Origin of the sequence: Dyadobacter pollutisoli (assembly GCF_026625565.1) — a bacterium.
Taxonomy (GTDB): Bacteria; Bacteroidota; Bacteroidia; order Cytophagales; family Spirosomataceae; genus Dyadobacter; species Dyadobacter pollutisoli.
The window spans coordinates 3,543,176-3,566,179 of sequence record NZ_CP112998.1; the positions used below are offsets into that span (position 1 = coordinate 3,543,176).

Consider the following 23,004-nt stretch of genomic DNA (forward strand, 5'->3'; position numbering starts at 1 on the left):
CACTCCCTCTCATTCTTGTGCAAAAGACACACTTTTAACCTCTCCAAAAACTACGCTTCCGTTACTCAACATTGCGTAAGCCCGGTAAGAGAACATGATCACTGGTTCTACTGGCGCAAAAAGAAGGCCAGGCCCGCCTCTGAATTTCTGATTTAGATCAGCAGGAGATGCGATAATAAGTTTGACACTATTATTCATGGTTGGAGTGGCTACCAAAGAGCCATGAACGAAAATCACTCCATACTCGGTGATAGGAATGTTACCCAGGTTCTCAAACTGCACCCCAAAATTACTAACCTCTGCACCTGTTTGTCCAATGCTTCTAAAGGCATCCAAGGTTTTGATTTGCGCAGGAACTGGATTGGTAGGTACTACGTGATCTGCACAGGAAAAACTGAACAGCAGTAGTGAAAGAAAACTCAAACATGAGATAATGGAAAGTCTGAGCATAGAAAACCGGTTTACCATAAAAAATACATTTAGTTTGATTATTGATCGCAATAATAATCAAATGCATTTCCGACAAAAACCACGTTTACAGTTACTTAGCACTATAATTACCCTTCGGTAAGAATCAGTTATCGAAAGGAATATCCACAGGCTTGAATGTGATCAGAAGTTGCCATCCACTCGGCATGATGCGTTTTCCTGAGCAATGGCATTGGATCATATTCTTGGGTACTCGAATTATTAAGTGACCCACTGAATGCCGGAGGAGCATCCCAAGACTAGCGAGTTTCACTTATAAATGTCTTTCAAATCCTTTTCAAAGAGCGTGTAAGGATCGTTGTAAAACTTCACAAAGTCGTCGGCACTGACCTGACCCGGAAAAGGCGCGTAAAAGTGCGTCGGGCTCTTGGCATCATTCCGCCATACCAGCACATAAGCCAGTGACATTTTCTCTGCTTTCAATGTTTTGAGAAGCGTTTCAGTCCACCAGGTGGGGTTCGGGATACTTTCGAGGCCGGTTTCCGTGAAAGCAGCGAGCTTTCCTGCCTTGATGGCATAATCTGAAACAATTTTCAGTTTCTTCAATCCGGCGGCCAGATTATACTTTCCATCCCTGCCAAAATCCCCGTAATTATCCATCCCTACCATATCAACCCATTCATTGCCAGGGTATCTCTCCAAAAACTCGGCTTCGGAATTGAATTTATTGTCCGGGGAAAATGCGTATATAAAATTGTGCACATTCAGGCTGTCACGCAGGTACGAAACAGTAAACCGCCACACTGCGATGAAGTCCTCCCGCGAAGTATGACCCTTTCCCCACCAGAACCAGTCACCATCGAACTCATGATAGGGCCGGAAGATCATCGGAGCGAGCGTACCGTCGTTAGCTTTTACTGAATTGGCAAAATCAGCAACCGTTTTCAATATCTGCTTATAGTTTTCATGATGCGATCCGCCGGGCTTGATCAATGCCATTGAAGCCGTAGAAACAGAATCTTTCCAGTAAAATCCGCCACCTGACGCAGGATTGGAGAAATGCCAGGCAACTGTCGTGATACCGCCTCGGTTGTAAGTATCCACCACATTCTTACGCAACGCCTCCGCTGTTCGCACAATATCGGCATCCGGACGTCCCGATAACCCGCTGAAATCGATGCCAATAATCCCAGGATGTGAGCCGGTTACCGATTTCACATCCGAGCGCTCTTCGTCACCCGACCAGCCGTGTCCATACTCGGTAGCATGCTGGTGGCCGAACACAATATGGTTCTTACTCAATAGCATCAGATTTTTATAGAGCGCCTGCGTCTCCCGCGTCGCTTTTTTATCGATCTGCCCCACTGAAATATGAAATGATAACAAAAAGACCGCCAGGTAGTTTGCAAAATTTTTCATAGGTATCACGAAGTCGTTAAGTGCGTTGAATGTGAAAATATTTGCCTTTCAGAGGTAAAGTCGGTGCCGTTCAAAATCTGTTCAAAAAATTTTTAGAAAAAAACTCCAAATGGCCGAACCTTTTAAGGTACCAGAATGTCTTACGTGAACATTATACATTATATATACACTAAAAATGAATTTAATTCTGAATAATAATAACTTTACAGAATTATGAACGGAAACGAAATTACCCTCGATAAAATTGACCTTAGCATTCTAAGGCTAATGCAGGAAAATGCCAGGATCAGTAATGCAGACCTGGCCCGTGAGCTTGAAATGGCACCTTCCGCAGTATTGGAAAGGGTCAAAAAACTGGAACAAAAGAATGTAATCCTTCAATACACTACCCGGCTGAACCCGGCAGCGGTGCACCAAAAATTGCTGGCTTTTATCTCCATGAAATCCTCGGAAGGCATGGGCAGCAACAATACGGCGAAAGAGCTGGCGAAGATCCCGGAAGTGCAGGAAGTACATCACATTGCGGGAGAGGATTGTTACCTCGTCAAAGTCCGGACGGCAGATTCGGCATCATTAATGAGCCTGATGCGTAACTCTTTCAGCAAAATCCCTAACATACTATCCACACGCACCACTATCGTGCTGGAAACCGTGAAAGAAGAACAACAATTAGTCATACCTGAAAAATAAACGATCATGCAAACAGAAAGTAAAGCTCCTTCCACCCTGTTGGTTGTACTGGCATTCGCCACGGTTTACATTGTATGGGGTTCCACTTATTTCTTCATCCAACGTGCACTGGCAGGCTTTCCGCCATTTATTCTGGGCGCATTCCGCTTTATAGTTGCCGGCTTGCTCATGCTGGGATGGAGTGTGCTGCAAGGCGAAAATGTGTTCTCCTGGAAAGCCATGAAACCCGCCATTATCACGGGATTACTGCTTTTATTAGTGGGTAACGGTGTGGTTATCTGGGTGGAACAGTTCCTTCCAAGTGCTATGGTAGCCATTATGGTATCCATGTCGCCGCTATGGTTTGTGTTGCTGGACAAGCCGAAATGGTCCGAAAACCTGACTAATAAATCCACTATTCTGGGCTTACTGATCGGTTTTGCAGGTGTGGTACTGTTGTTCGGTGAGAAAATTATGGTTTCCATGTCCTCCCTGAACAGTACCCGTGACTTATTTGCAATGGGGCTGGTCGTGCTAGGGTCAATGGCCTGGGCCGGTGGCTCTTTATATTCAAAATACAATTCAGTTTCCCAATCCGCCACTGTGAATTCCACCTGGCAGATGCTGGCGGCAGGTGTTGCGTTTTTTCCGGGAGCCATTCTTTCCGGTGAAATTTCCCGGTTCGACATTGCCAGCATTCCGTCAGATGCCTGGCTGGCAACTGGTTACCTGATCGCTTTCGGTTCCATTGCCGGGTTTAGTGCATATGTTTGGCTGCTGAAAGTCCAGCCAGCTACCAAAGTGAGTACCTACGCTTATGTGAACCCAGTGGTTGCGGTCATTTTAGGAGTCTTTTTCGCAAATGAATCTATCACACCTTTGCAGATATCCGGCCTGATCGTCATCCTGGTGAGTGTATTGCTGATCAACCTTCACAAATACAGAAAACCGAAACCGGTGGCAGCCGCCGCCTATTAATCTTTGATTAAATAAAATGCCCTAGGCATGTAACATCTGTCTACGGCATTTTTTGTTTCGAATCGAATCCCGTCAGGGATATAACCAAATTCAGCCAGCCACAACAAAGCAACACTCGCTTTATTGATACCCGTACTTTTGCTGTAAACAACTTTACTTTATAGTAGCGCTCCACCAAAACAATGGTCGTGTTAGGGTTTGCCATCCGCCGTTACGCCGGGGCAATGATACCGTCTTCATACACGATCACTCCCGCTGGTGCAGTAGTTCCAATGGGCAACTGTACCGCTACGCCTGATTTATTGTTAGCCTGCCATGTTCCACATCTCCACCATCCAGCGTTTGCACCAGTACTCCCGCGTACTTTCCTGTCGCATTGGTCGCAGCGTAAATAGAACCAGCTTGTTGTTGTCGATCCAAGCACTCAGATTAAATCCTTTGAAAGAAAACGAGGCCGAAATTTGGAATAATAACGAGGGCAAAAAATTCGTATTTTCGGCCTCGTTATTGACTGGAAAATACATGGCCGTACTGCGTAGAAGTAGATTATCGGACCTGCTTCCTCAACTCCTCGTACCGCCTCCGCAATTCCGCCATTTTTTTCGAGTACACATCGTTCCCAGCCAGATTAACGGTTTCATGAGGATCATTTTTAGTATCATACAACTCCTCATACCCATGCTCAATATACTTCATATACTTAAAATCACCCGTCACCACTCCCTCCACTTTCGGTAGCCGCGGGCTGCCCATAAAGGTGTGTTGGTAGAAAAAATCTTTCCTCGCCGAAGTTTTGTTTTGCATAGATTTAATCAAATCCATTCCCTGCATTGAACCCGGAACCTGCACTCCGGCAAGCGATAAAATGGTGGGCGCGACGTCTATGTTTAATGCAATGTTATTCGATTGAGTGTGTTTTAAATTAGCAGACAATCCTCCTCCTGAAATGATCAGCGGCACTCGGATGGATTCTTCGAAACCAAACCACTTACCCTCCAAACCATGTTCTCCGAGTGAAAAACCATTGTCTCCCATGAAAATGATGATGGTATGCTCGTCGATTTTCAACTGTTTTAATTGTGATACCAGATCACCTACCACTTCATCGACACCCGTAATCAGCCTGTAATAATCTCGTGTCGTTTCCGCCCTGAGCTCTGGCGTTGATAGTAATGGTTTCCACCTGTCGCGCCCAATGTTGGCGTCTGTCCTGAAAAAGTCGGGATGGCTGTTCCAGTATTTCGTGTCTGCCGTGACCGGATCGGGGATGTCTACATTTTTATACAAATCCTTGAAACGCTCCTGCACCGGATATGTCGGCGGATTGCCGTCAAGCTCGTGCGGCGCTTTGAAACTTACAGCCAGGCAAAACGGTTCTTTTCCAGCAAATTGATCCAAAAACTGAGTAATATCTTTTCCCACACTATCGGTATGATGAATGATCTTGCCACTCTTATTTTTTAGCTCATATTTAGGCTGACCTTCCTTTGCCGCCGCCCAATAGTCATAAAGTGAGTCCGGCTGATTTTGCACATCAATGCCCCATTTACCAATAAAACCCAGCTTGTAGCCAGCCTGTTTAAGCAATGCAGGATAAGTTTGCGCTAATGCTTCTTTCTTAAAATCCGTGTTAAAATCGTTGATCCCATGCCGCGACATGTATTGCCCACTCAATAAACTCGCCCGGCTCACCATACAAATAGCCGTGGTTACGTAGGCTTTCTTAAACAAAATACCGCGATTGGCCAGCGCGTCAAGGTTTGGTGTTTGAATGATTTTATTGCCCATTACTCCCAACGCATCCCATCGGTGGTCGTCTGTCAGCAGGAAGATGACATTAGGACGGTTTGCCACGGATTTCGTTTCCGCGACGCGCATACTATCTTTCCCGTCATACCAATATTTCCATTGGTCAACGATGGAAATATTGGGTTTTGCAGCTTTCTGACGTTTGGCCGTAATCACCGGGCCAGATGCAGCTAATGCAAAACCGGTTATCAGCAAGGCAAAAATACCCGTGGCTGATAACCGGAAGAAGGTTTTTGTATTCAATAACATTTCAGAAGATTCTAATCAACAGCTGGGTACCCTTTTTTAAGCAATGTAGACATCTCATTTACTGTAATGATGAAATTGTTATCCTTCGCCAGGTTAGCAAATTCATTCGGATCCTTTTGATGATCATACAATTCGGCTCCTGCAATGCCTCCGTCCCATTCGGTGTACCGGAATCGTTCCGTACGCACGCTCCTGCCCATAATCTGGCCGCGTTTGACTTGTGTGTAAGCAGGTTTGTCCCAAATCGCGTCGGGCGCTTTCAGCAATGGCGTCAGGCTTTTTCCTTGTAGCTTCTGACCAGGGACCAGGCCGCATAATTCTGCTAATGTTGGATAAATGTCCAGCAATTCAACCGTACGTGTGGAAGCTTTGCCTTTAGTACCGCCAGGAACTGAGAATATCAATGGTACACGAGCGGAATTTTCAAACAAACTTTGCTTCATCCATTGCCCGTGCTGCCCGACATTATAACCATGGTCACTCCAAAGGACAATCACGGTGTTATCTGTCAGCTTCAACTTATCCAACGCGTCCAATAACCTTCCAACCTGTGCGTCCATGAAGGTAATAGTTGCATAGTAAGCTCTCAGCACCTCTTTTCTGTCCGCTACCGAAAGCCCCCAGTGCGCTGGTTTTGTAAACAATGCTGCTTCCGGAATGTCATCCAGGTCGTTTTCAAGTTCTTTTGGCAGTGGTACTTTTTGGACAGGGTACAAATCGAAATACTTTTTTGGGGCAACGTACGGCGAATGTGGCCTGTAAAAACCTACTGCTAAAAAGAATGGCTCGTTTTTCTTCTTGGTCATGATTTTGATAGCCTCGCTCGCTACCATACCATCAGTCTGCTCCTCATCAGTACCCTCCGTAGCGCGCCACGCCAGTGCACTGCCCAGTCCGCGATCGGGTGTGAGGTTTTTGATCAATGCTTCCTCTGCCTTGTCCCTGCCTTTCGGATTCACCCTTTCATCCCAGGAAATCGGGTCGTCGAGCCCATCGGTACCAATCTGTCCGGGAACGCCGTAATGGTAAATTTTACCAACCCGTGCACTGTAATAATCGTTGTTTTTAAACAGCTGAGGCAATGTTACAATGTCCGGCAGGTTTTTCCGGAAATGCGTTTGCAACTCGTAAATTTTGGTAACATCAGGACGTTGCCCGGTCAATAGGGACGAACGGCTTGGACTGCAGAGCGGGAACTGGGTATAAGCTTTGCTGAACTTCACGCCTCTTTTGGCAAGTCGGTCAATGTTAGGCGACTTCACAAACGTGTTTCCATAGCATCCCAAATCCGTATTCAGGTCATCGACGGCAATGAACAGTACGTTCATTTTTTTCTTTGCATTCTTGTCACCGGGACCCGCCAGACTTTGTACAGATATTCCTGCCAAGCCGGAGATAGAAAGCGTTAAGACAGCAATTAGTAAGTGTTTTCTCATCATGGGGTTGTTTGATTTATTCTCATCATCGTATAATTCGTCGGATCCGTCATTATAGCAATATACCCATTTTTGAGAGCGAACGCCATGATTTCCAAATCCGTGCGTTGTTAGCGGGGAGTGATCGAGTCATTGGCCAATTCTTCTCCATTTAAAAACACCTTCGCATTTTTGCCGTCGCCATAATAAAAACCACCAGCAGGTGCATTCAATGATCTGTCAAAACCGCGTTTCCAGGGAACAGTACCAGCAGCTTGCCCAACATGCCATTTGCCGGTCATAGCGGTAAAGTAACCCGCCGTTGTGCACTACCCTCGAACCATACACGCCTAGTAATATACGCACAGTCCTGTCCTGCTATTAAAAGTAAGCGGGTAAAATAAGTATCGTTTCGGTACAGACAAAGAAGATGGGCTCTATTTTACGGCTTCGAATCTTTCCAGTTTTTCCCTGTCGTCTGCCAGACGTTTCGGTTCGGCTTTCAGGTAACCAAACTGGTGCAAGTCTTTATCAGCATGGGACGCAACAGCATTGGTTGCCACCCAAAGCAAAAACTTCTTTGCTTCCGGATTGGAATTGTGCTTGTCAATTGAAAAGTGAATATACTCAACCGGCACATTCTTTACCTTGTTATTTTCCAGACTCTCAATAACCTGATCCAGGTTTTCCAATGCTCTCTCCTCTTTCGAAATACGCCCGTTCCCGTCCAGGTCTACCGGAATAATCGTAATTCCGTCGATAGGTTTCCTCGATTGCAAATCGTACGCCAGGCCGGGAGTGGTATAACTGATACCGGTTTCGTCCTTCAAAAGCGCTTTGATCAAATGCTCGTCAGCCCCAGCAATGGCTTTTCCTTTGATATTTTGTTGCTCGTAACCGAAATATTTCGCGAATGTCAAAGGAGCGCCGGCTTTTTGCAAACGGGTATAAATAGTAAAAGGAGTGGTAATGGATTTATCTTTTTCCGCATAAATGTCATGAAAGAATATGGACTTATATGTCTTTTCATTCAAGCCTTTTTCTGCATATTCTTTCGCAAATGCAGACTTGGCATTGGCAACAGGAAGCAACGCATATCGCCCAACCGACAAGTATTCGCGTGTTTCCTTCACCGCCTTGTCCTGATCATAAGCTTCAATCAGCAGGTCATATTTCTGCGGATCAGTTATCGTCCTGGTTTCAATGACAATCTGAGATTTTGGATTCGCCGCAGTATAATCCTTGATCCATTTTTCAACAAGTGGGTAAGCAAACCTCACGCCGGTGATAATTACCTTGTTATCAGCAGATTCCTGTGCAAATACAGGCGCAACTACCAGGGACAAAATTGACGCAGCAAGTAGTGATTTAATTTTTTTCATGATTATAAAGTAGTAGTGATGGATTTGTCCGCGCATGGTTTTACCACTATGCAGATTTAATAATGAGTAACAGGAATGAATATCAGATCTGAAAACCTGGGGCTTTCAGAAAAAGAAGACTAGCAGCAACAACAGGAGTCCGGGGCACACTGGAAATATGGGAATGGTACCACCACAGGCACAACATTACGTTGCGAAGAATACGGATTCATCGATTTCATCATTGAAACGGATTTTATGGTTATCTCTCGTGTTGGTGGTTAACAAGAAAGAATCCTACTAATTTGATAGACAAAGTAAGGTTAAAGAAAATAAAATGGCAAGTGATTCCCGCAATTTTAAAGGAAATAACGCTATTTCGGCTGAAAAACTGGATTTACCAGACTACTTTCAATCCTTCTGAAGTATAATTTTTGATATTGTCATCATCGCTAATCAGAGTATACCGGTTCGAAATCGCCTGCCAGATCAGCATCCTGTCGAAGGGGTCTTTGTGGTATTGAGCTGCGAGTTGATGATAAGTACTAGCTTCCGTGGTATTGAGGTCAATCAAATTGAAACCCGCTTCGAGGCAAATTCCCGGTAATTCCTCGGGACTAATTTTCCCCAGGCCTATTTTCCCGGTATTAACCTTAATAGAAATCTCCCAAAAATTTACCGAGCTTACGTAAATATCGTTGTCCTTGTTGGAAAGGATCGATTTAATGCTTTCGGAAAGTTTTGGGGTTTCAAAAAATGTCCAGATTATAATGTGTGTATCCAGTAAGTACTTCATATTCCAAATTCTTCTTCGCTTGTTAGTTTAAAATTATCATTCATAAAGTATCCTGCCTGCCCTTCCAAAATCCCCAGTTTTCTCGGCTCTTTATTTTCTTCTTTGGGCACCAGGAATGCTTTTACTTCCTTTTTTCTCCCAAAAGTGATCCCTATTTTTTCTCCTTTCTCAACTTCCTTCAATACCTGTGAGAAATGGGCTTTGAACTCCCCTACGCTCATTGTTTTCATGATATCTTTCTTATTTACAACCAAATATAGCAAAAGTTGTCAACTTGTCAAGTTAAGCAGTTCATTAGTACTTCCTAGTTAACCCGTTTCGTCAAAGCATTCAATTCACTGTCTGTCGGGGTTGGGGACTGAATGCCATTTTCCGGAATTTCTACGTGAGCAGTCCAGGTGATTGCATTCAAAACCAGCTTTCTGAAACTATCATTTTGCCAGTTTTTATGGACATGGCCGCCCGTAAAACCGAAACCTCTGCCTCCTCCCGGCCGGTCATAGGCCCAGGCCAATACCTGCAACTCCTTTTTGGTAATCACAGCATCCCGAACAGCCGGATTGTTTGAATGTGTGCCGTCAGGTCTGTTCAATGTGGCTTCAGGTGGTAGCGCTTTCAGGATTGGCGTCACGTTTTTCATATCGTCGACAAACCGCATGTGATAGTACCATTCATCTGTCGTACCAAAAGGTTTCACGCCATTCGCTACCGGATGGTCGGGAAAGCTCGCAAAATTTGCCTCCCAAACCGGGTTCACCGACCAGTTGATCTCAAAATATCCTCCTATCCAGCTCAGAAAGCGATTTCCGCTTTCTCCCTGTGGCACTTCAAGTGCGAAATGAAGATTAACCAGCCCGATTCCTTTTTTCATCAGCCTGTCTAGCTCCTCGGTATGTTTGAGCGCCATGTGGTCGCCGCCCCCATCCATGTACAACACGATGGCATCGGCGTCGCTCAAAACGGTACTGTCTTTTGGCCATTCGTTGTGGATCACGATCGCATTCACGCCCGGTACATTATCATTCAGCGCTTTGGCGAGCAATGTACTGCCGCCGTTATGTTCGTGCTCACCTTTCCCGTGACTATCAGGGCCGGCAATGAACACAATTTTCTTCTGTGCCTGTTTGGTGGGCAACACGACTCCATTGTTTTGGATTTGTGCTGACAAATTTGCGCTCAGCCCGATACAGCATAACATGATTTTTAATTTCCTGCCTGTCATGATCCATGGATTTAAATCAGGATTTCCGTTTTCAGAAATCAAATAGACCTTTGGACAGACACTATAAAAATCAGGCCATTTACCTGTTACCGACTGGTTTTCAATGCCAGACTGATCAATTCTGCAGTGTTTTTTACGTTTGCTTTTTTCATGATACTCGCACGCTGGTTCGCGACGGTATTGGAGCTGATGTCAAATTTTTCAGCAATATCCTTGCTGCTCATGCCTTCGGTGAGGCACCTGAGGATTTGTTGCTCGCGGGGTGTGATCATTTTCCAGACGCTGCTGCCCGTAGCTTCTTCGGATTCCCTTGCGGGTTCAGCCGAAGTCCTGCCGACTTGTTTAATGAGGTTTCGGATGATAACCGATGACGCATACGGCGGATAATATAGCTCTCCTTTGGCAATACTTCGGATCGCTTTCAGCATTTCGTCCCTGCTTGTGTCCTTTTGCAGATAGCCCGCAGCCCCGCTCAATGCCGACGACAGCATATAATCGGGGTTGTTATGCATACTGAATACCAATATTTTAATACCGGGAAAAGCGGGTACAAGTTGCTTGATCACTTCCAGTCCCGAAACACGCGGCATGGTCAGGTCGAGCAGGATAACGTCAGGTTTTACCCGCTCCACGGAATCCCACACTTCATCGCCGTCCGACGCCTCTCCGGCAATCAGCAGGTCCTCTTCGTCTTCCAGCAGCGTAATTATTCCCTGCCTTACAACCGAGTGATCATCGACAACTAAGATCCTAATGGGCATTTTGATATTTCAGGAACAAAAATTTACAAATTAACCGTGATACTCAGCTTCGTTCCGCTGTCCACTTTTGAGACAATTTCCATCTTCCCATTCAGCAACTGAGACCTTGTTCGAATGTTTTCCATTCCGTTACGGTTCAAAGAAAATCCTTCTTCTGATTTCAAATTACTAATTAAAAATCCTTTTCCGTCATCAGAAATTTCCAAAACAATGCGATTCTTATTTTGTTCCAATTTTATCTTGATCATGTCCGCATTTGCGTGCTTGACCGCATTATTTAAGGCTTCCTGTGCAATCCGGTATAGCCCGATTTCCATCGGACGGCTCATTTCAATGCGCTGGCTGCTGTCTCCTTCGAACTCAATATTTATTCCCGAAGAGTCTGCTGTCTGTTCTCCAAGTAACCGCAATGCCGACGCCAGGCCAAAATCACTCAGCACAGAAGGCATTAAATTGAAGGATACCTGTCTGGTCGTCTGGATAGTATCCTGGATCAGTTGAACCAGTTGCTCAAATCTCCTTCGATGTTTTTCATCATGAAATTGTACTACTTTCAGCTTTTCAGCATGTAGTTTCAGGCCAGTCAACATCTGACCAATCCCGTCATGCAGTTCCAGCGCAAACCGTTTTCGCTCTTCTTCCTGTCCCTCTATCAATGCCCCGGCCCGGACTCTGTCTTCGGCCAGCTGCAACTGATATTTTTCTTCCTCCACCCTGAGCAACTCCTTCTGGGCTTCCAGCAACTGGTAGTTAGCCTCTTTCAGCATTTGGTTGGACAATTGCAGCGCATCCTCCGACTCTGTAAGCATTCTCACGACCCTTCTGGTGGTATTGACCACCGGCCTGAAAATCAGTAAGCCTTCTGCGATTAGTACCAGGATCGTCATCAGGTCCAGGATCCATTCAATCCTTTCCAGGTTTTCCAGTCTTTCAAAGCTTTCTTTGTCAAACTGAAAAACGATCTTGTCCATTTTGGCAAGAAACAATGGTTCATTTGCCAATATCTCGGACAATGCATTTTGCTTGTCGCCCAGAGATACCGTATCCGCGTTGATCAGCAGAAAATTCTGGTAAATCCTGTCGAAAACCGGTGCCAGGTCGCGGAACATCGTATCCAGTGGCGGACTTTTCCAGGTTACAAAATCGCTGCCAACAGGTAACCTTCTATGGGCCAGACTTTCATTACTCCCTTTCCACAATTGTAGCAGGGAGCTGAAACTGACTGAATCCCGGTGTTCCCGGCCTTCCAGTTTAAGGATTGCCAGCTTAGTGAGACGTTGACTCAACATGCGTTGCCTTCCCGCAACATTCACGACCCGGCTGTCGTGGTTAAGATTACTGATCGTTCTTCTGATCAAAAATAAACCACTGATAGTCAGCATAGCAACAACACAAAGTGCTACTACATAAAACCGTGTCAGACTGCCCGCTACGCGTTTATCAAGTCTCTCCATTCGCTCATAATCCGATATACACCAGGTTTTCTTTCACCATAACCGGGAAGGTGTTGATTTGGTAAGCCTCGTCATTGAGACACTGGCCGCTTTGCAATGAAAAGGTTTTTTTATGAAAAGGACAAGCAACTTTCGGTTCTCCGTCCTGGCTTCCGATCATCCCGCGTGACACGGCCATTTGCTGGCGGTGCGGACATTGGTTGTCGGTTGCATACCATTCACCCCTTCTGGCGAAGTTAAAGATAGCGATTTGTTTTCCGTCAATCAGGGCACAGCCGCCACCATCTTCCGGAATATCATTTACGTGACAGGCTATATGCCAGGTAACCAGGTTTGTTGTGTCAGTTATTGTTTTCATGTTTTTTGTTGGTTAGACCTTGGTCCCCAGGCGAAAAACCCGGGGTTTGGGAGATATTACCTACTACTACCTTCTTATTTTCTCAGGCCCATTCTTTGGCCCGCTTTTGCTCGCGCATTTCTTCAAATGAGATCGACGGATCCTTCACAGGCGTATTTACAAAATGTGAAAACCGTTTCCGTAGCTCAGGGCTTTCCACCACTTCCTTCCATTCGCATTGGTACACATCGATCAGCTTTTGCATATCGTGTTCCAATTCCTCCGCAATCCCCAGAATGTCCTCCACTACCACTGCTTTCAGGTACGAGATCCCGCCTTCCATTTTATTGAGCCAGGTCGCAGTCCTTGTCAGCGGGTCAGCGGTTTTGATATAAAACATCAGGAATCGGTCGATCAATTTGATGCAGGTCTCCTTGTCCACATCCGTCGCCAGCAAATGCGCATGTTGTGGTTTGGAGCCTCCGTTGCCGCATACATACAAATTCCACCCTTTTTCGGTGGCAATGATCCCGAAATCTTTGCTTTGTGCCTCGGCACATTCACGGATACAGCCAGATACGGCCGATTTCAGCTTGTGCGGTGACCGCAAACCTTTATAACGATCTTCTACTTCAATGGCGAACGAGACCGAATCCTGTACTCCAAAACGGCACCAGGTAGATCCCACACAGCTTTTTACGGTCCTTAGTGACTTTCCGTACGCATGGCCGCTTTCAAATCCTGCCCCGATCAACTCCTCCCAGATCTCCGGCAGATCTCCCAGGTGCGCACCGAACAGATCTATTCGCTGGCCGCCTGTGATTTTGGTATATAACCCGTATTTCTGAGCTACCTGACCGATCACGATCAGTTTTTCGGGGGTTATCTCACCACCCGGGATCCTTGGTACTACCGAATAAGTACCGCCTTTTTGAATGTTAGCAAGGTACCGGTCATTCGAATCCTGAATCGTCGCACGGTCTTTTTGCAAAATATTTTCATTCCACAAGCTGGCCAGTACCGATGCTACTACCGGTTTACAAACCTCACAGCCATCACCTTTTCCAAACTCATTCAAAACCGCACTGTACGTTTTCAATCCCTGCATTTTCACCAAATCCAGAAGCTCCTGCCTCGAATGCTCAAAATGCTCACAAACCACATTCCGTACATAAAGTCCTTTTTGCTTCATCACCCCGGCGATAATGTCTTTCACCATCGGTACGCATCCGCCGCAGCCGGTACCTGCTTTGCAGCATTTTTTTATAGCATCAATGGTCTGGTGCCCATTCTCTCCTACCTCGTGACAGATCATACCTTTGGTAACCGCCTCGCAGGAACAGATCAAAGCATCGTCCGGGAAACTCATCACCCCCGCACCTGCTTCCTCCCCGCCTCTTGACCCCAAAATAAGGTCTTCCGAATCCGGCGGAAGAATGGTTTTATTCTTGCAGGTTTGCAGCAGCATATTATATTGCTCCGCGTCGCCCACCAGGATCCCTCCTAGTAGCGTTTTTCCGTCAGCACTTACATTGATCCTCTTATAAACACCTTTTGCTTTATTCTCGTAACGCACTGTTTTACAAGCCGGCTCCTCGATAAACGGATCGCCAAAACTCGCCACATCCGTACCGATCAGTTTCAGCTTGGTGGACATATCATAGGGCAAAAACTCCTTTTCGCCTCCCGTCAGCATCATAGCTACCACGTCCGCCATTTCATAGCCCGGCGCGATCAGGCCGTAGATCATATGGTGGGCCAAAGCACATTCTCCGATCGCAAAGATCGATGGATCAGACGTTTGCAGCTGATTATTCACCACGATACCACCTCTTGGATGCGTTTCAAGGCCTGCGATTTTGGCCAGCTCATCACGTGGACGAATACCGGCAGATATCACCAGCATATCCACATCCAGGAATGAATTATCAGCAAACTGCATTCCTTCAATGCAATCGCCACCTTTAATTTCCTGTGTACTTTTAGAAAGATGAATTTGCAAACCTAATGCTTCCAGTTGCCCCTGCAACATACGCGAACCCGCATCGTCAATCTGCCTCGGCATCAGCCTTGGAGCAAACTCTACCACATGTGCTTCCTGCAATCCAAGGTCCAGCAAAGCTTTCGCCGCCTCTAATCCAAGTAATCCACCACCCAGCACTGCACCCTTTTTCGCCTTGCGTGCGTAGGACTGAATAAATTCCAGGTCCTCAATGGTCCGGTACACAAACACCCCGTCCTTTTCAACACCCGGGATCGAGGGAACAAATGCTCCTGAGCCTGTCGCTAGTACCAGGTAGTCATAATGAACTATATGTCCATGGTGCGATCTAACCAGTTTTTCTTCTCTGTCAATGTCCACTACCGGATCCGACAGAAATAAGCGTATTCCGTTTTCAGCATACCATTCAGCGCCCGCCAGTGTGAGGTCGTCTGCTGTTTTACCAGCAAAGTATTCACTCAAATGCACTCTGTCATAGGCTACACGAGGCTCTTCGCCGAAAACTGTCAGTGTAATTTGCTGACCTTCTTTTTTTCTGCCCAGTAATTTTTCACAGAATTTGTAGCCGACCATACCATTGCCGACAACGACAACATGGGTGTTTGAGGTAGTGTTCATAGTAAATAATAACTATTGATTTGTGAATACATTATTATTTTATTGTATTATTTAAATATTAAGCCTCTGTTAACTAAATTTTCAATGGTCAAAATTAAATCGCATTTATTCAATTTCCTAATTTTTTATTCGTGTTTATGATCAAAACTAAACATATATTTTGGCAAAAGCATTGTTTTATAAAATATTGCCCTTAAATTTGAACCAACAATTGATATAGTTACAATTTACTATATATAGTACATTTCTAATATTCACCCTATTATATATAAGAGATGGAGGCGAAACTGACATTGGTGGGAGCTGGCCCGGGAGACGGGGAACTAATCACGCTGAAGGGAATCAAGGCACTGAAAAATGCGGACGTTATTCTTTACGATGAACTGGCAAATGCCGACATCCTGGAATTTGCTCCCGAGCACGCATTGAAAATGTACGTAGGCAAAAAAGCCGGTAGCTCATCCTTCTCTCAGGAGGAAATCAATGGATTGATCGTACGCCTTGCACGTAAGCGCGGGCATATAGTGAGGCTGAAAGGCGGAGATTCCTTCGTGTTCGGTCGGGGCCATGAGGAAATGGAATATGCAAGAGACCACGGCATCACCTGCGAAGTAATACCCGGCGTATCCAGCTGCATTGCGGTACCTGCCTCCCTCGACATACCGGTAACCCGCCGCGGAGTGAGTGAAAGCTTCTGGGTGATCACCGGTACTACGCAAAACGGAGAACTTTCGGACGATATCAGACTGGCGGTCCAGTCAAAAGCAACGGTAGTCGTTTTAATGGGCATGAGCAAACTGACGGAGATCTGCTCGCTTTATAAACATTTCGGAAGAGGACATTTGCCGATGGCAGTGATCCAGAACGGCACCCGCCCGGACGAAAAGAGTGTAATGGGACAAGTTTGGGAGATCCCGAGACTGGTTGAAGAGAATAATATCGGCACACCTGCCATCATGATCCTGGGCGAAGTGGTTGCATTGCACCCTTCCTATGCCCTTGAATATTTGCAGAGTATGAGTTTAGTATCCTGAGAATACCACCAAGCACTCCAATTAACCAACCATAAAATGAAAACAACCGTTTACCTCCTTTTGCTGGGTATCACCGGGATCGGTCTGCTGGCCCCGCGTACATCCTACGCCCAGTTCAGTGCTTCGGGACAGTTGAGAACCCGGACAGAACTTCTGCACGGACAGGGTTCGCCGTTGTCAAAAAGTGACAAACCGGCCTTTTTCACTTCGCAAAGAACCAGGCTTAATGCTGGTTACAAGGGCTACCGGACACAGTTTTTCGTGGCGGTACAAGACGTAAGGGTTTGGGGACAGGATGCATCTACCAACAACCGCATTACCAACCAGGGACTTAACGGCCTGATGTTGCATGAGGCATGGGGCGAGATCAGCCTGCTGGACACGAACCAGACCAAGCTGGGAAAAGAGTTTGCCTTGAAAATCGGGCGACAGGAATTGCTGTATGACGATAGCCGTGTGTTGGGTAACCTGGACTGGCTCCAACAGGCAAGACGCCACGACGCTGCTTTGATAAAATACGGAAACAATGGCTTCACTGCGCACCTGGGATTTGCGTATAACCAAAACCGTGAGCTCAAAACCGGAACTTTGTACGACGGCGTACCTAGTGGCTATGCAGCGGGGACCAACGGAATCGGTACGATGTACAAATCGCTTCAATTTCTTTATTTAGGCAAGAAATTGAAACAGGGAACGGCGTCATTCCTGGTTTTAAAGGATGATTTTCAAAAATATGCGGTTGCAGAAGCCGGTACAAGAACAGTGCAAAAAGGAACTTGGAGCAGGGTAACATTAGGCCCTTACCTGCAAACCAAACTGGGTAAATCCTGGAACCTGACGGCCAATGCATACTATCAGGCCGGAAAGGACAAAGACGGCGCATCCCTGAGCTCCTACATGTACTCGGTACGCGGGTTGTACACGATGAACAAGGTATTCTCTGTCGGACCGGGCTTTGACTACACTTCCGGAACCAGCACAGGATCAAGCAAAAACAGGACATTTGATCCCCTTTATGGCACTCCGCACAAGTTCTGGGGCCAAATGGATTACTTCTATACAGCCAATGGTTTTGGCAAGGGAGGTCTCACCGACTTTTATATCAATACAGTAATCAAAGCTTCGGATAAATTGGTGTTACAGGCAGACCTGCACCAGTTTTCAAGCTCAGCACAGGTGCGCAATGCCAAGGATGAAAAGCTCTCGGCCAACTTCGGTAACGAGCTGGATATTATAGCTACTTACAATCTTACCAAAACGATCAGCTTCCAGGGCGGCTACTGCACGTTCCTTCCTACCACTAGCCTGGCGCAGGTTAAAGGTGTGAAAGACCCGCAAAAAATGGCTAACTGGGCTTATCTGATGATCAATATCAAGCCTGAATTTTTGAAATAAAAAATAAGTATTTCCTGTAACAACCATCAATCTCATAACTCTTATTACTATGGAAACGACTAATAAGCCGCTTGAAAAGTTGAACATTTTCAGTTTCAAAGGCGTACAAATGCGCACCTTCCACCTGACCTGGATGGCGTTCTTCCTTTGCTTTTTTGGATGGTTCGGACTGGCTCCATTAATGACCGTCATTAAAACGGATCTCGGCCTGACCAAGAGCCAGATCGGAAATATCATCATCGCATCTGTTGCCGCAACCGTCGTCGCCCGTATTCTGATCGGGAAACTTTGCGACACCTGGGGACCGAGAAAAACCTACGCAGCATTAATGGGGATCTGTTCCATACCGGTGATGACAGTCGGGCTGGTACATTCCTATGAGGGTTTTCTTCTTTTCAGGCTTGCTATCGGTGTTATTGGTGCATCATTTGTGATCACTCAATACCACACTTCGGTCATGTTTGACAAGAAAATCGTCGGTACTGCCAATGCGGTGGCCGGTGGCTGGGGTAACCTGGGTGGCGGTATTACCAACATGGTTATGCCACTGATCTTCGCTGGTGTTGTAGGACTGGGTTACCTTCCTGCGTCAGCATGGAGAATTGCCATGGTGATCCCCGGCGTGATGCTGCTGATCTTCGCATTTGTATACTACCGTTTTACCAAAGACACCCCGGCTGGTAACTTTGAAGAACTGGCGATCTCCAACCCAAAGGCTGTAAAAACCAAAGGTTCATTGCTGGAAGCAATGAAAGACCCACGTACTTGGGCGCTTTTCCTAGCCTACGGGGCATGTTTTGGCATTGAAATTACCTTCGATAATGTCGCCGCGCTTTACTTCTTTGAGAACTTCAACACCACATTGGCCACTGCGGGTATCCTCGCCGGAGCATTTGGTTTCATGAATATTTTCGCCCGTGCAGTAGGTGGTATCGTGGCTGATAAAGTTGGAAATAAGTACGGAATGATCGGCAAGGGACGTTTGCTTGCTTTGTTGCTGGCCCTGGAAGGAATCGGTATTGCACTTTTCGCACAAAGCGGAAGCATCGCAGTAGCGGTGATCACAATGCTTTCCTTCGCCATGTTCCTGAAAATGGCCAATGGTGTTACCTACGCCATCGTGCCTTTCATTAACCGCAAAGCGATTGGTTCCGTGAGCGGGATTGTGGGTGCGGGAGGTAATGTAGGTGCGGTTCTCGCAGGCTTCCTCTTCAAATCCAGCTCTATCTCCTACTCACAAGCATTCATTTACATTGGCGTAGCCATAGCATGTATCGCCGCAGTAGTAGCATTGATCAACTTTGACAAAACCAGAAGCGTTGTGCCCGAAACCGGTGCATTGGAAACAGCCGAGGCGTAACATAAACAGGCGGCCCCGCCGGGGCCAAAAAATCATGAACATCAAATCTTTTTCCTAGAAACAGGGGGGGCTCCTACGGAGCCAAAAACGCTGATCGTACGCACTAACCAAGCCGAAGAGCGGCTACCTGTTTCTAAAAAACATCATCAAATCATGAAAACGACATCCAATTCCTTCAAATCAACCTGCTGCTATTGTGGCGTGGGTTGCGGGGTCGTGGTTACGAAGGAAACAAATGGCCAGCTGACACTGGAAGGCGACAAGGAACACCCTTCGAACAAAGGAATGCTTTGTTCGAAGGGAATGAACCTGCATTACACCGTGATGGACCAGTCGGACAGACTGTTATATCCTCAAATGCGCCTCAACAGGTCCATGCCTTTGCAAAAAGTGAGCTGGGATGATGCATTGGAAAGAACTGCTGCTGTTTTCAAGACATTTATAAAAAAATTCGGGCCCGATTCGGTTGCTTTTTATGTATCAGGTCAATGCTTGACAGAAGAATATTATCTGGTCAACAAGCTGATCAAGGGCTTTATAGGTTCCAATAACATTGATACCAACTCGCGCCTTTGCATGAGTTCTGCGGTGGTGGGTTACAAGCTGGCACTGGGCGAGGACAGCGTGCCGGTTTGCTACGATGACATCGAGGCGGCCGATGTGATCTATGTTACCGGGGCGAACCCTGCCTGGTGCCATCCCATTATCTGGCGCAGAGTGGAAGCTCATAAAGCCGCCAATCCGCATGTAAAGATCATTTGTGCCGATCCGCGCCGTACAGATACTGTTCGTTCTTCGGACCTCCATTTGCAGATCCAGCCCGGCACGGACATTGTTTTGAACAACGCCATTGGCAGAATATTGGTTGAAAAGGGTTACGTGGACAATGATTTCATCCGCGATCATGCTGATGGGTACGAGGCCTTTGTTGAAAAAATTATGCAGAGAACAATTCAGGAAGCAGCTGACATCTGTGGTATCCAGCCGGATGCTATCGAACAGGCTGCTGAATGGATTGGAAAAGCGAACGGCTTCCTGTCTTTCTGGACAATGGGGTTGAATCAGTCCGTGATAGGGGTTAACAAAAACCTCTCTTTGATCAATTTGCATTTGATTACCGGAAAAATCGGCAAGCCTGGCAATGGGCCTTTTTCACTGACCGGACAGCCTAATGCCATGGGCGGACGCGAAACCGGCGGGCTGGCCAACATTCTTCCGGGGCACCGGGAAGTGTTGAATGCGACGCACCGGGAGGAAATGGAAAACTTCTGGAAAAGTCCTGTCAAAATTGCCGATAAACCCGGGCTCACAGCAACCGAAATGTTCGAAGCGCTGGCTGACGATCGGCTGAAAGCGATCTGGATCATCAATACCAATCCATTGGTCAGTATGCCGGATATCAATGTCGCTGAAAGTGCATTAAAAAAAGCACGTTTTGTGGTAGTTCAGGATGTTTCGAACCGCGCCGATACGGTGCATTTTGCGGATGTGGTACTACCTGCAGCAGCCTGGCTGGAAAAGGAAGGCACCATGACCAATGCGGAAAGACGCATCACGCATTTACCCAAAGCCATCGACGCCCCAGGCGAAGCACTGCCTGATTCGGAAATTATCTGGCGGTTCGCTGAGAAAATGGGTTTCGGAAAGTCATTTAACTACCAGAATGTCTCTCAGGTTTATGACGAATACGTGCGCGTCACGGCTGGAACAAGCATTGATGTTACCGGTGTAGATTATGATTTGATACAAAAAAACAGAAGCATCCAATGGCCTTTGCCCCTTGGCCAGGAAACCTATTATGGTGAAAACCCTGGTACCAAACGGCTTTTTACGGATCATCAGTTTTATACCCAAAATAAAAGGGCGCAAATTCACGCAGTTGCCGACGAAAATACGTCTGAACAACCGGACGAAGATTTCCCGCTGGTACTCACTACCGGCAGGATCCGTGACCAATGGCATACCATGACCAAAACCGGTCGTGTCGCCAAGCTGAACAAGCATATCCCCCAGCCTTTTGTGCAAATCCACCCCGAAGACGCCAAAGACCGGAACATTCAGGAAGGGCAGCTCGTGGTAGTGAGCGGGCGGCGCGGCGAGGTACGGGTGAAAGTGCAGCTCACGGATGACGTGCGGCGCGGACTTTGCTTTTTACCAATGCATTGGGGAAAAATATTGGGTAGCAACCTCGGCAGGGCCAATAACCTGACCAATAATCTGGTTGACCCAAAATCCAAAGAACCAGACTTCAAATTCTCGGCGGTACAAGTCGCTTTGTATAAAAAACCCTTTGAAAAAATCATCATTATCGGCGCAGGTTCAGCGGGATTAGGTTTTATCAATACCTACCGCACCTTGAATCAGGACGACGAAATCCATGTTTTTTCCAAAGAGATTTATCCGTTCTACAACCGGGTCATGCTGCCTGACTATATCAGCGGCGCGCAGAACTGGGAGCAGCTTGTTAAATTGAGGGAAGATCAGTTTGAAGAAAACAATATTATTGTTCACAAGGGCGTCAGCATTGTCCATATTGACCGTAAGAACAAGACCATTATCGACAGTAACGGATTGGAACACAGCTACGACAAGCTGATTTTGGGAATGGGCAGCAAAGCATTCATGCCCAAAGGCGTTCCTAATCTGCCGGGTATTTTTAATATGCGGTCGCGGATGGATGCCGATGAACTCCTGCCGTTCTTGAAACAGCCTGATCCGCATGCGGTCATTGTCGGCGGCGGTATCCTGGGCCTCGAACTGGCGGCTTCTTTTGTTGAAATGAACATTAAAGTGAGCGTAGTTCAGCGCAGTGGACGTTTTATGGAGAGGCAGCTGGATCCATTGGCCAGCGAACTGTTGTACCAGGAACTGTTGAACCGTGGCATTGAGATCTATTTCAATGATGAAGTCGCCACCTTCTCCGGCTCCGAAAAAGTGGAAGGCCTCAGGCTGAAATCCGGCAGAAAAATCAACTGTCAGGTAGTGGTACTGGCGATAGGAACGGTTCCGACCATTGAACTTGCCCAGGAAGCAGGGCTGGATTGCAAGCGGGGCGTAATGGTGAACGATTACCTGCAAACATCTGACAAAGACATTTACGCGGCAGGCGAAATTGCTGAGTGGAACGGGCAAATGTGGGGTATCACACTCGCCGCCGAACAGCAGTCGGAAGTGATCGCCAAATACCTGACGGGCGACATTTCGCAGCCTTACACCGGCAGTACTTCTATGAATATCCTCAAAATGGAAGGCCTGGACCTATGCAGCATCGGACTGATCGACGTTCCCGCGAACGATCCGGCTTATGAGCAGATCGTTTTTATTGATAAATCGAAAAGATATTATAAAAAATGCATTGTACACCGTGATAAGCTCGTAGGAACTATCCTGATCGGTGATAAAAACGAGTTTCTCGAATTCCGGGACCTGATCGCGAATGGTATCGAACTTTCTGAAAAACGCCTGCAACTGTTGCGCGCCAGCCAGAAAGCAGAACCGTTACAGGGAAAACTGGTTTGCTCCTGCAACAATGTGGGCCAGGGAAACCTTGAAAATGCCATTACCGCTGGCTGCAGCGACTTCCAGACGTTGTGCCAAAAAACCGGTGCCGGAACCGGCTGTGGCTCTTGCCGACCGGAAGTAAGGGCCATTTTGGAAAAAATGACAGAGGCGGCTTTGGTATGAACACTTCATTCA

20 protein-coding genes are annotated in these 23,004 nt (G+C 46.7%); 6 read left to right on the plus strand and 14 right to left on the minus strand.

Annotation, left to right across the window (positions count from 1 at the left end):
- Positions 1-9 precede the first annotated feature (9 nt).
- Positions 10-450 (minus strand): hypothetical protein, encoded by a 441-nt coding sequence (locus tag ON006_RS14425; RefSeq protein ID WP_244820497.1) that lies wholly within the window; start codon positions 448-450, stop codon positions 10-12.
- Between the two features lie 288 nt (positions 451-738).
- A complete protein-coding gene (locus ON006_RS14430) occupies positions 739-1,848 on the minus strand; it encodes a glycoside hydrolase family 26 protein (RefSeq protein WP_244820498.1) in 1,110 nt (369 codons plus the stop codon).
- A 213-nt stretch (positions 1,849-2,061) separates the two neighbouring features.
- On the opposite strand from ON006_RS14430, the gene ON006_RS14435 reads away from it, so the two are divergent.
- The gene (locus ON006_RS14435) at positions 2,062-2,538 is read left to right on the plus strand and encodes an Lrp/AsnC family transcriptional regulator (RefSeq protein WP_244820499.1); all 477 of its coding nucleotides are present in this window, start codon (positions 2,062-2,064) and stop codon (positions 2,536-2,538) included.
- 6 nt (positions 2,539-2,544) lie between these two features.
- Positions 2,545-3,495: an EamA family transporter gene (locus ON006_RS14440; protein ID WP_244820500.1), complete on the plus strand. Its 951-nt coding sequence runs from the start codon at positions 2,545-2,547 to the stop codon at positions 3,493-3,495.
- Positions 3,496-3,783: 288 nt separating this feature from the next.
- Here the strand turns inward: ON006_RS14440 and ON006_RS14445 are convergent, their stop codons facing one another.
- From ON006_RS14445 to nirB, 12 genes are all read right to left on the minus strand, one after another.
- Positions 3,784-3,915, minus strand: a complete 132-nt coding sequence (locus ON006_RS14445) for a hypothetical protein (RefSeq protein WP_255772873.1) — start codon at positions 3,913-3,915, stop codon at positions 3,784-3,786.
- 126 nt (positions 3,916-4,041) lie between these two features.
- Positions 4,042-5,553, minus strand: a complete 1,512-nt coding sequence (locus ON006_RS14450; protein ID WP_244820501.1) for a sulfatase family protein — start codon at positions 5,551-5,553, stop codon at positions 4,042-4,044.
- Between the two features lie 11 nt (positions 5,554-5,564).
- Positions 5,565-6,992 (minus strand): sulfatase, encoded by a 1,428-nt coding sequence (locus ON006_RS14455; protein WP_244820502.1) that lies wholly within the window; start codon positions 6,990-6,992, stop codon positions 5,565-5,567.
- Positions 6,993-7,099: 107 nt separating this feature from the next.
- Positions 7,100-7,270: a hypothetical protein gene (locus ON006_RS14460; protein ID WP_244820503.1), complete on the minus strand. Its 171-nt coding sequence runs from the start codon at positions 7,268-7,270 to the stop codon at positions 7,100-7,102.
- Between the two features lie 135 nt (positions 7,271-7,405).
- On the minus strand, positions 7,406-8,350 hold the full coding sequence (locus tag ON006_RS14465) for a hypothetical protein (protein ID WP_244820504.1): 945 nt from the start codon (positions 8,348-8,350) through the stop codon (positions 7,406-7,408).
- 376 nt (positions 8,351-8,726) lie between these two features.
- On the minus strand, positions 8,727-9,125 hold the full coding sequence (locus ON006_RS14470; RefSeq protein WP_244820505.1) for a type II toxin-antitoxin system VapC family toxin: 399 nt from the start codon (positions 9,123-9,125) through the stop codon (positions 8,727-8,729).
- Positions 9,122-9,355 (minus strand): type II toxin-antitoxin system Phd/YefM family antitoxin, encoded by a 234-nt coding sequence (locus ON006_RS14475; RefSeq protein WP_244820506.1) that lies wholly within the window; start codon positions 9,353-9,355, stop codon positions 9,122-9,124. Before ON006_RS14475 ends, ON006_RS14470 begins: the two co-directional genes overlap by 4 nt.
- A gap of 74 nt (positions 9,356-9,429) precedes the next feature.
- Positions 9,430-10,347, minus strand: coding sequence for a ThuA domain-containing protein (locus tag ON006_RS14480; RefSeq protein WP_244820507.1), 918 nt, complete (start codon positions 10,345-10,347; stop codon positions 9,430-9,432).
- Between the two features lie 86 nt (positions 10,348-10,433).
- Positions 10,434-11,108, minus strand: a complete 675-nt coding sequence (locus tag ON006_RS14485) for a response regulator (protein WP_244820508.1) — start codon at positions 11,106-11,108, stop codon at positions 10,434-10,436.
- Positions 11,109-11,131: 23 nt separating this feature from the next.
- Entirely contained in the window at positions 11,132-12,562 is a 1,431-nt protein-coding gene (locus ON006_RS14490; RefSeq protein ID WP_244820509.1) for an ATP-binding protein, read from the minus strand.
- A 4-nt stretch (positions 12,563-12,566) separates the two neighbouring features.
- A complete protein-coding gene (nirD, locus tag ON006_RS14495; protein ID WP_244820510.1) occupies positions 12,567-12,920 on the minus strand; it encodes a nitrite reductase small subunit NirD in 354 nt (117 codons plus the stop codon).
- Between the two features lie 82 nt (positions 12,921-13,002).
- Positions 13,003-15,519: a nitrite reductase large subunit NirB gene (gene nirB, locus ON006_RS14500; RefSeq protein ID WP_244820511.1), complete on the minus strand. Its 2,517-nt coding sequence runs from the start codon at positions 15,517-15,519 to the stop codon at positions 13,003-13,005.
- Between the two features lie 275 nt (positions 15,520-15,794).
- On the opposite strand from nirB, the gene cobA reads away from it, so the two are divergent.
- From cobA to ON006_RS14520, 4 genes are all read left to right on the plus strand, one after another.
- Entirely contained in the window at positions 15,795-16,553 is a 759-nt protein-coding gene (gene cobA, locus ON006_RS14505) for a uroporphyrinogen-III C-methyltransferase (protein ID WP_244820512.1), read from the plus strand.
- A gap of 36 nt (positions 16,554-16,589) precedes the next feature.
- On the plus strand, positions 16,590-17,948 hold the full coding sequence (locus ON006_RS14510; protein ID WP_244820513.1) for an alginate export family protein: 1,359 nt from the start codon (positions 16,590-16,592) through the stop codon (positions 17,946-17,948).
- Between the two features lie 49 nt (positions 17,949-17,997).
- Complete coding sequence (locus ON006_RS14515; protein ID WP_244820514.1) at positions 17,998-19,308, plus strand: NarK family nitrate/nitrite MFS transporter; 1,311 nt, start codon at positions 17,998-18,000, stop codon at positions 19,306-19,308.
- 153 nt (positions 19,309-19,461) lie between these two features.
- Positions 19,462-22,992: a nitrate reductase gene (locus tag ON006_RS14520; protein WP_244820515.1), complete on the plus strand. Its 3,531-nt coding sequence runs from the start codon at positions 19,462-19,464 to the stop codon at positions 22,990-22,992.
- Positions 22,993-23,004: the final 12 nt, after the last annotated feature.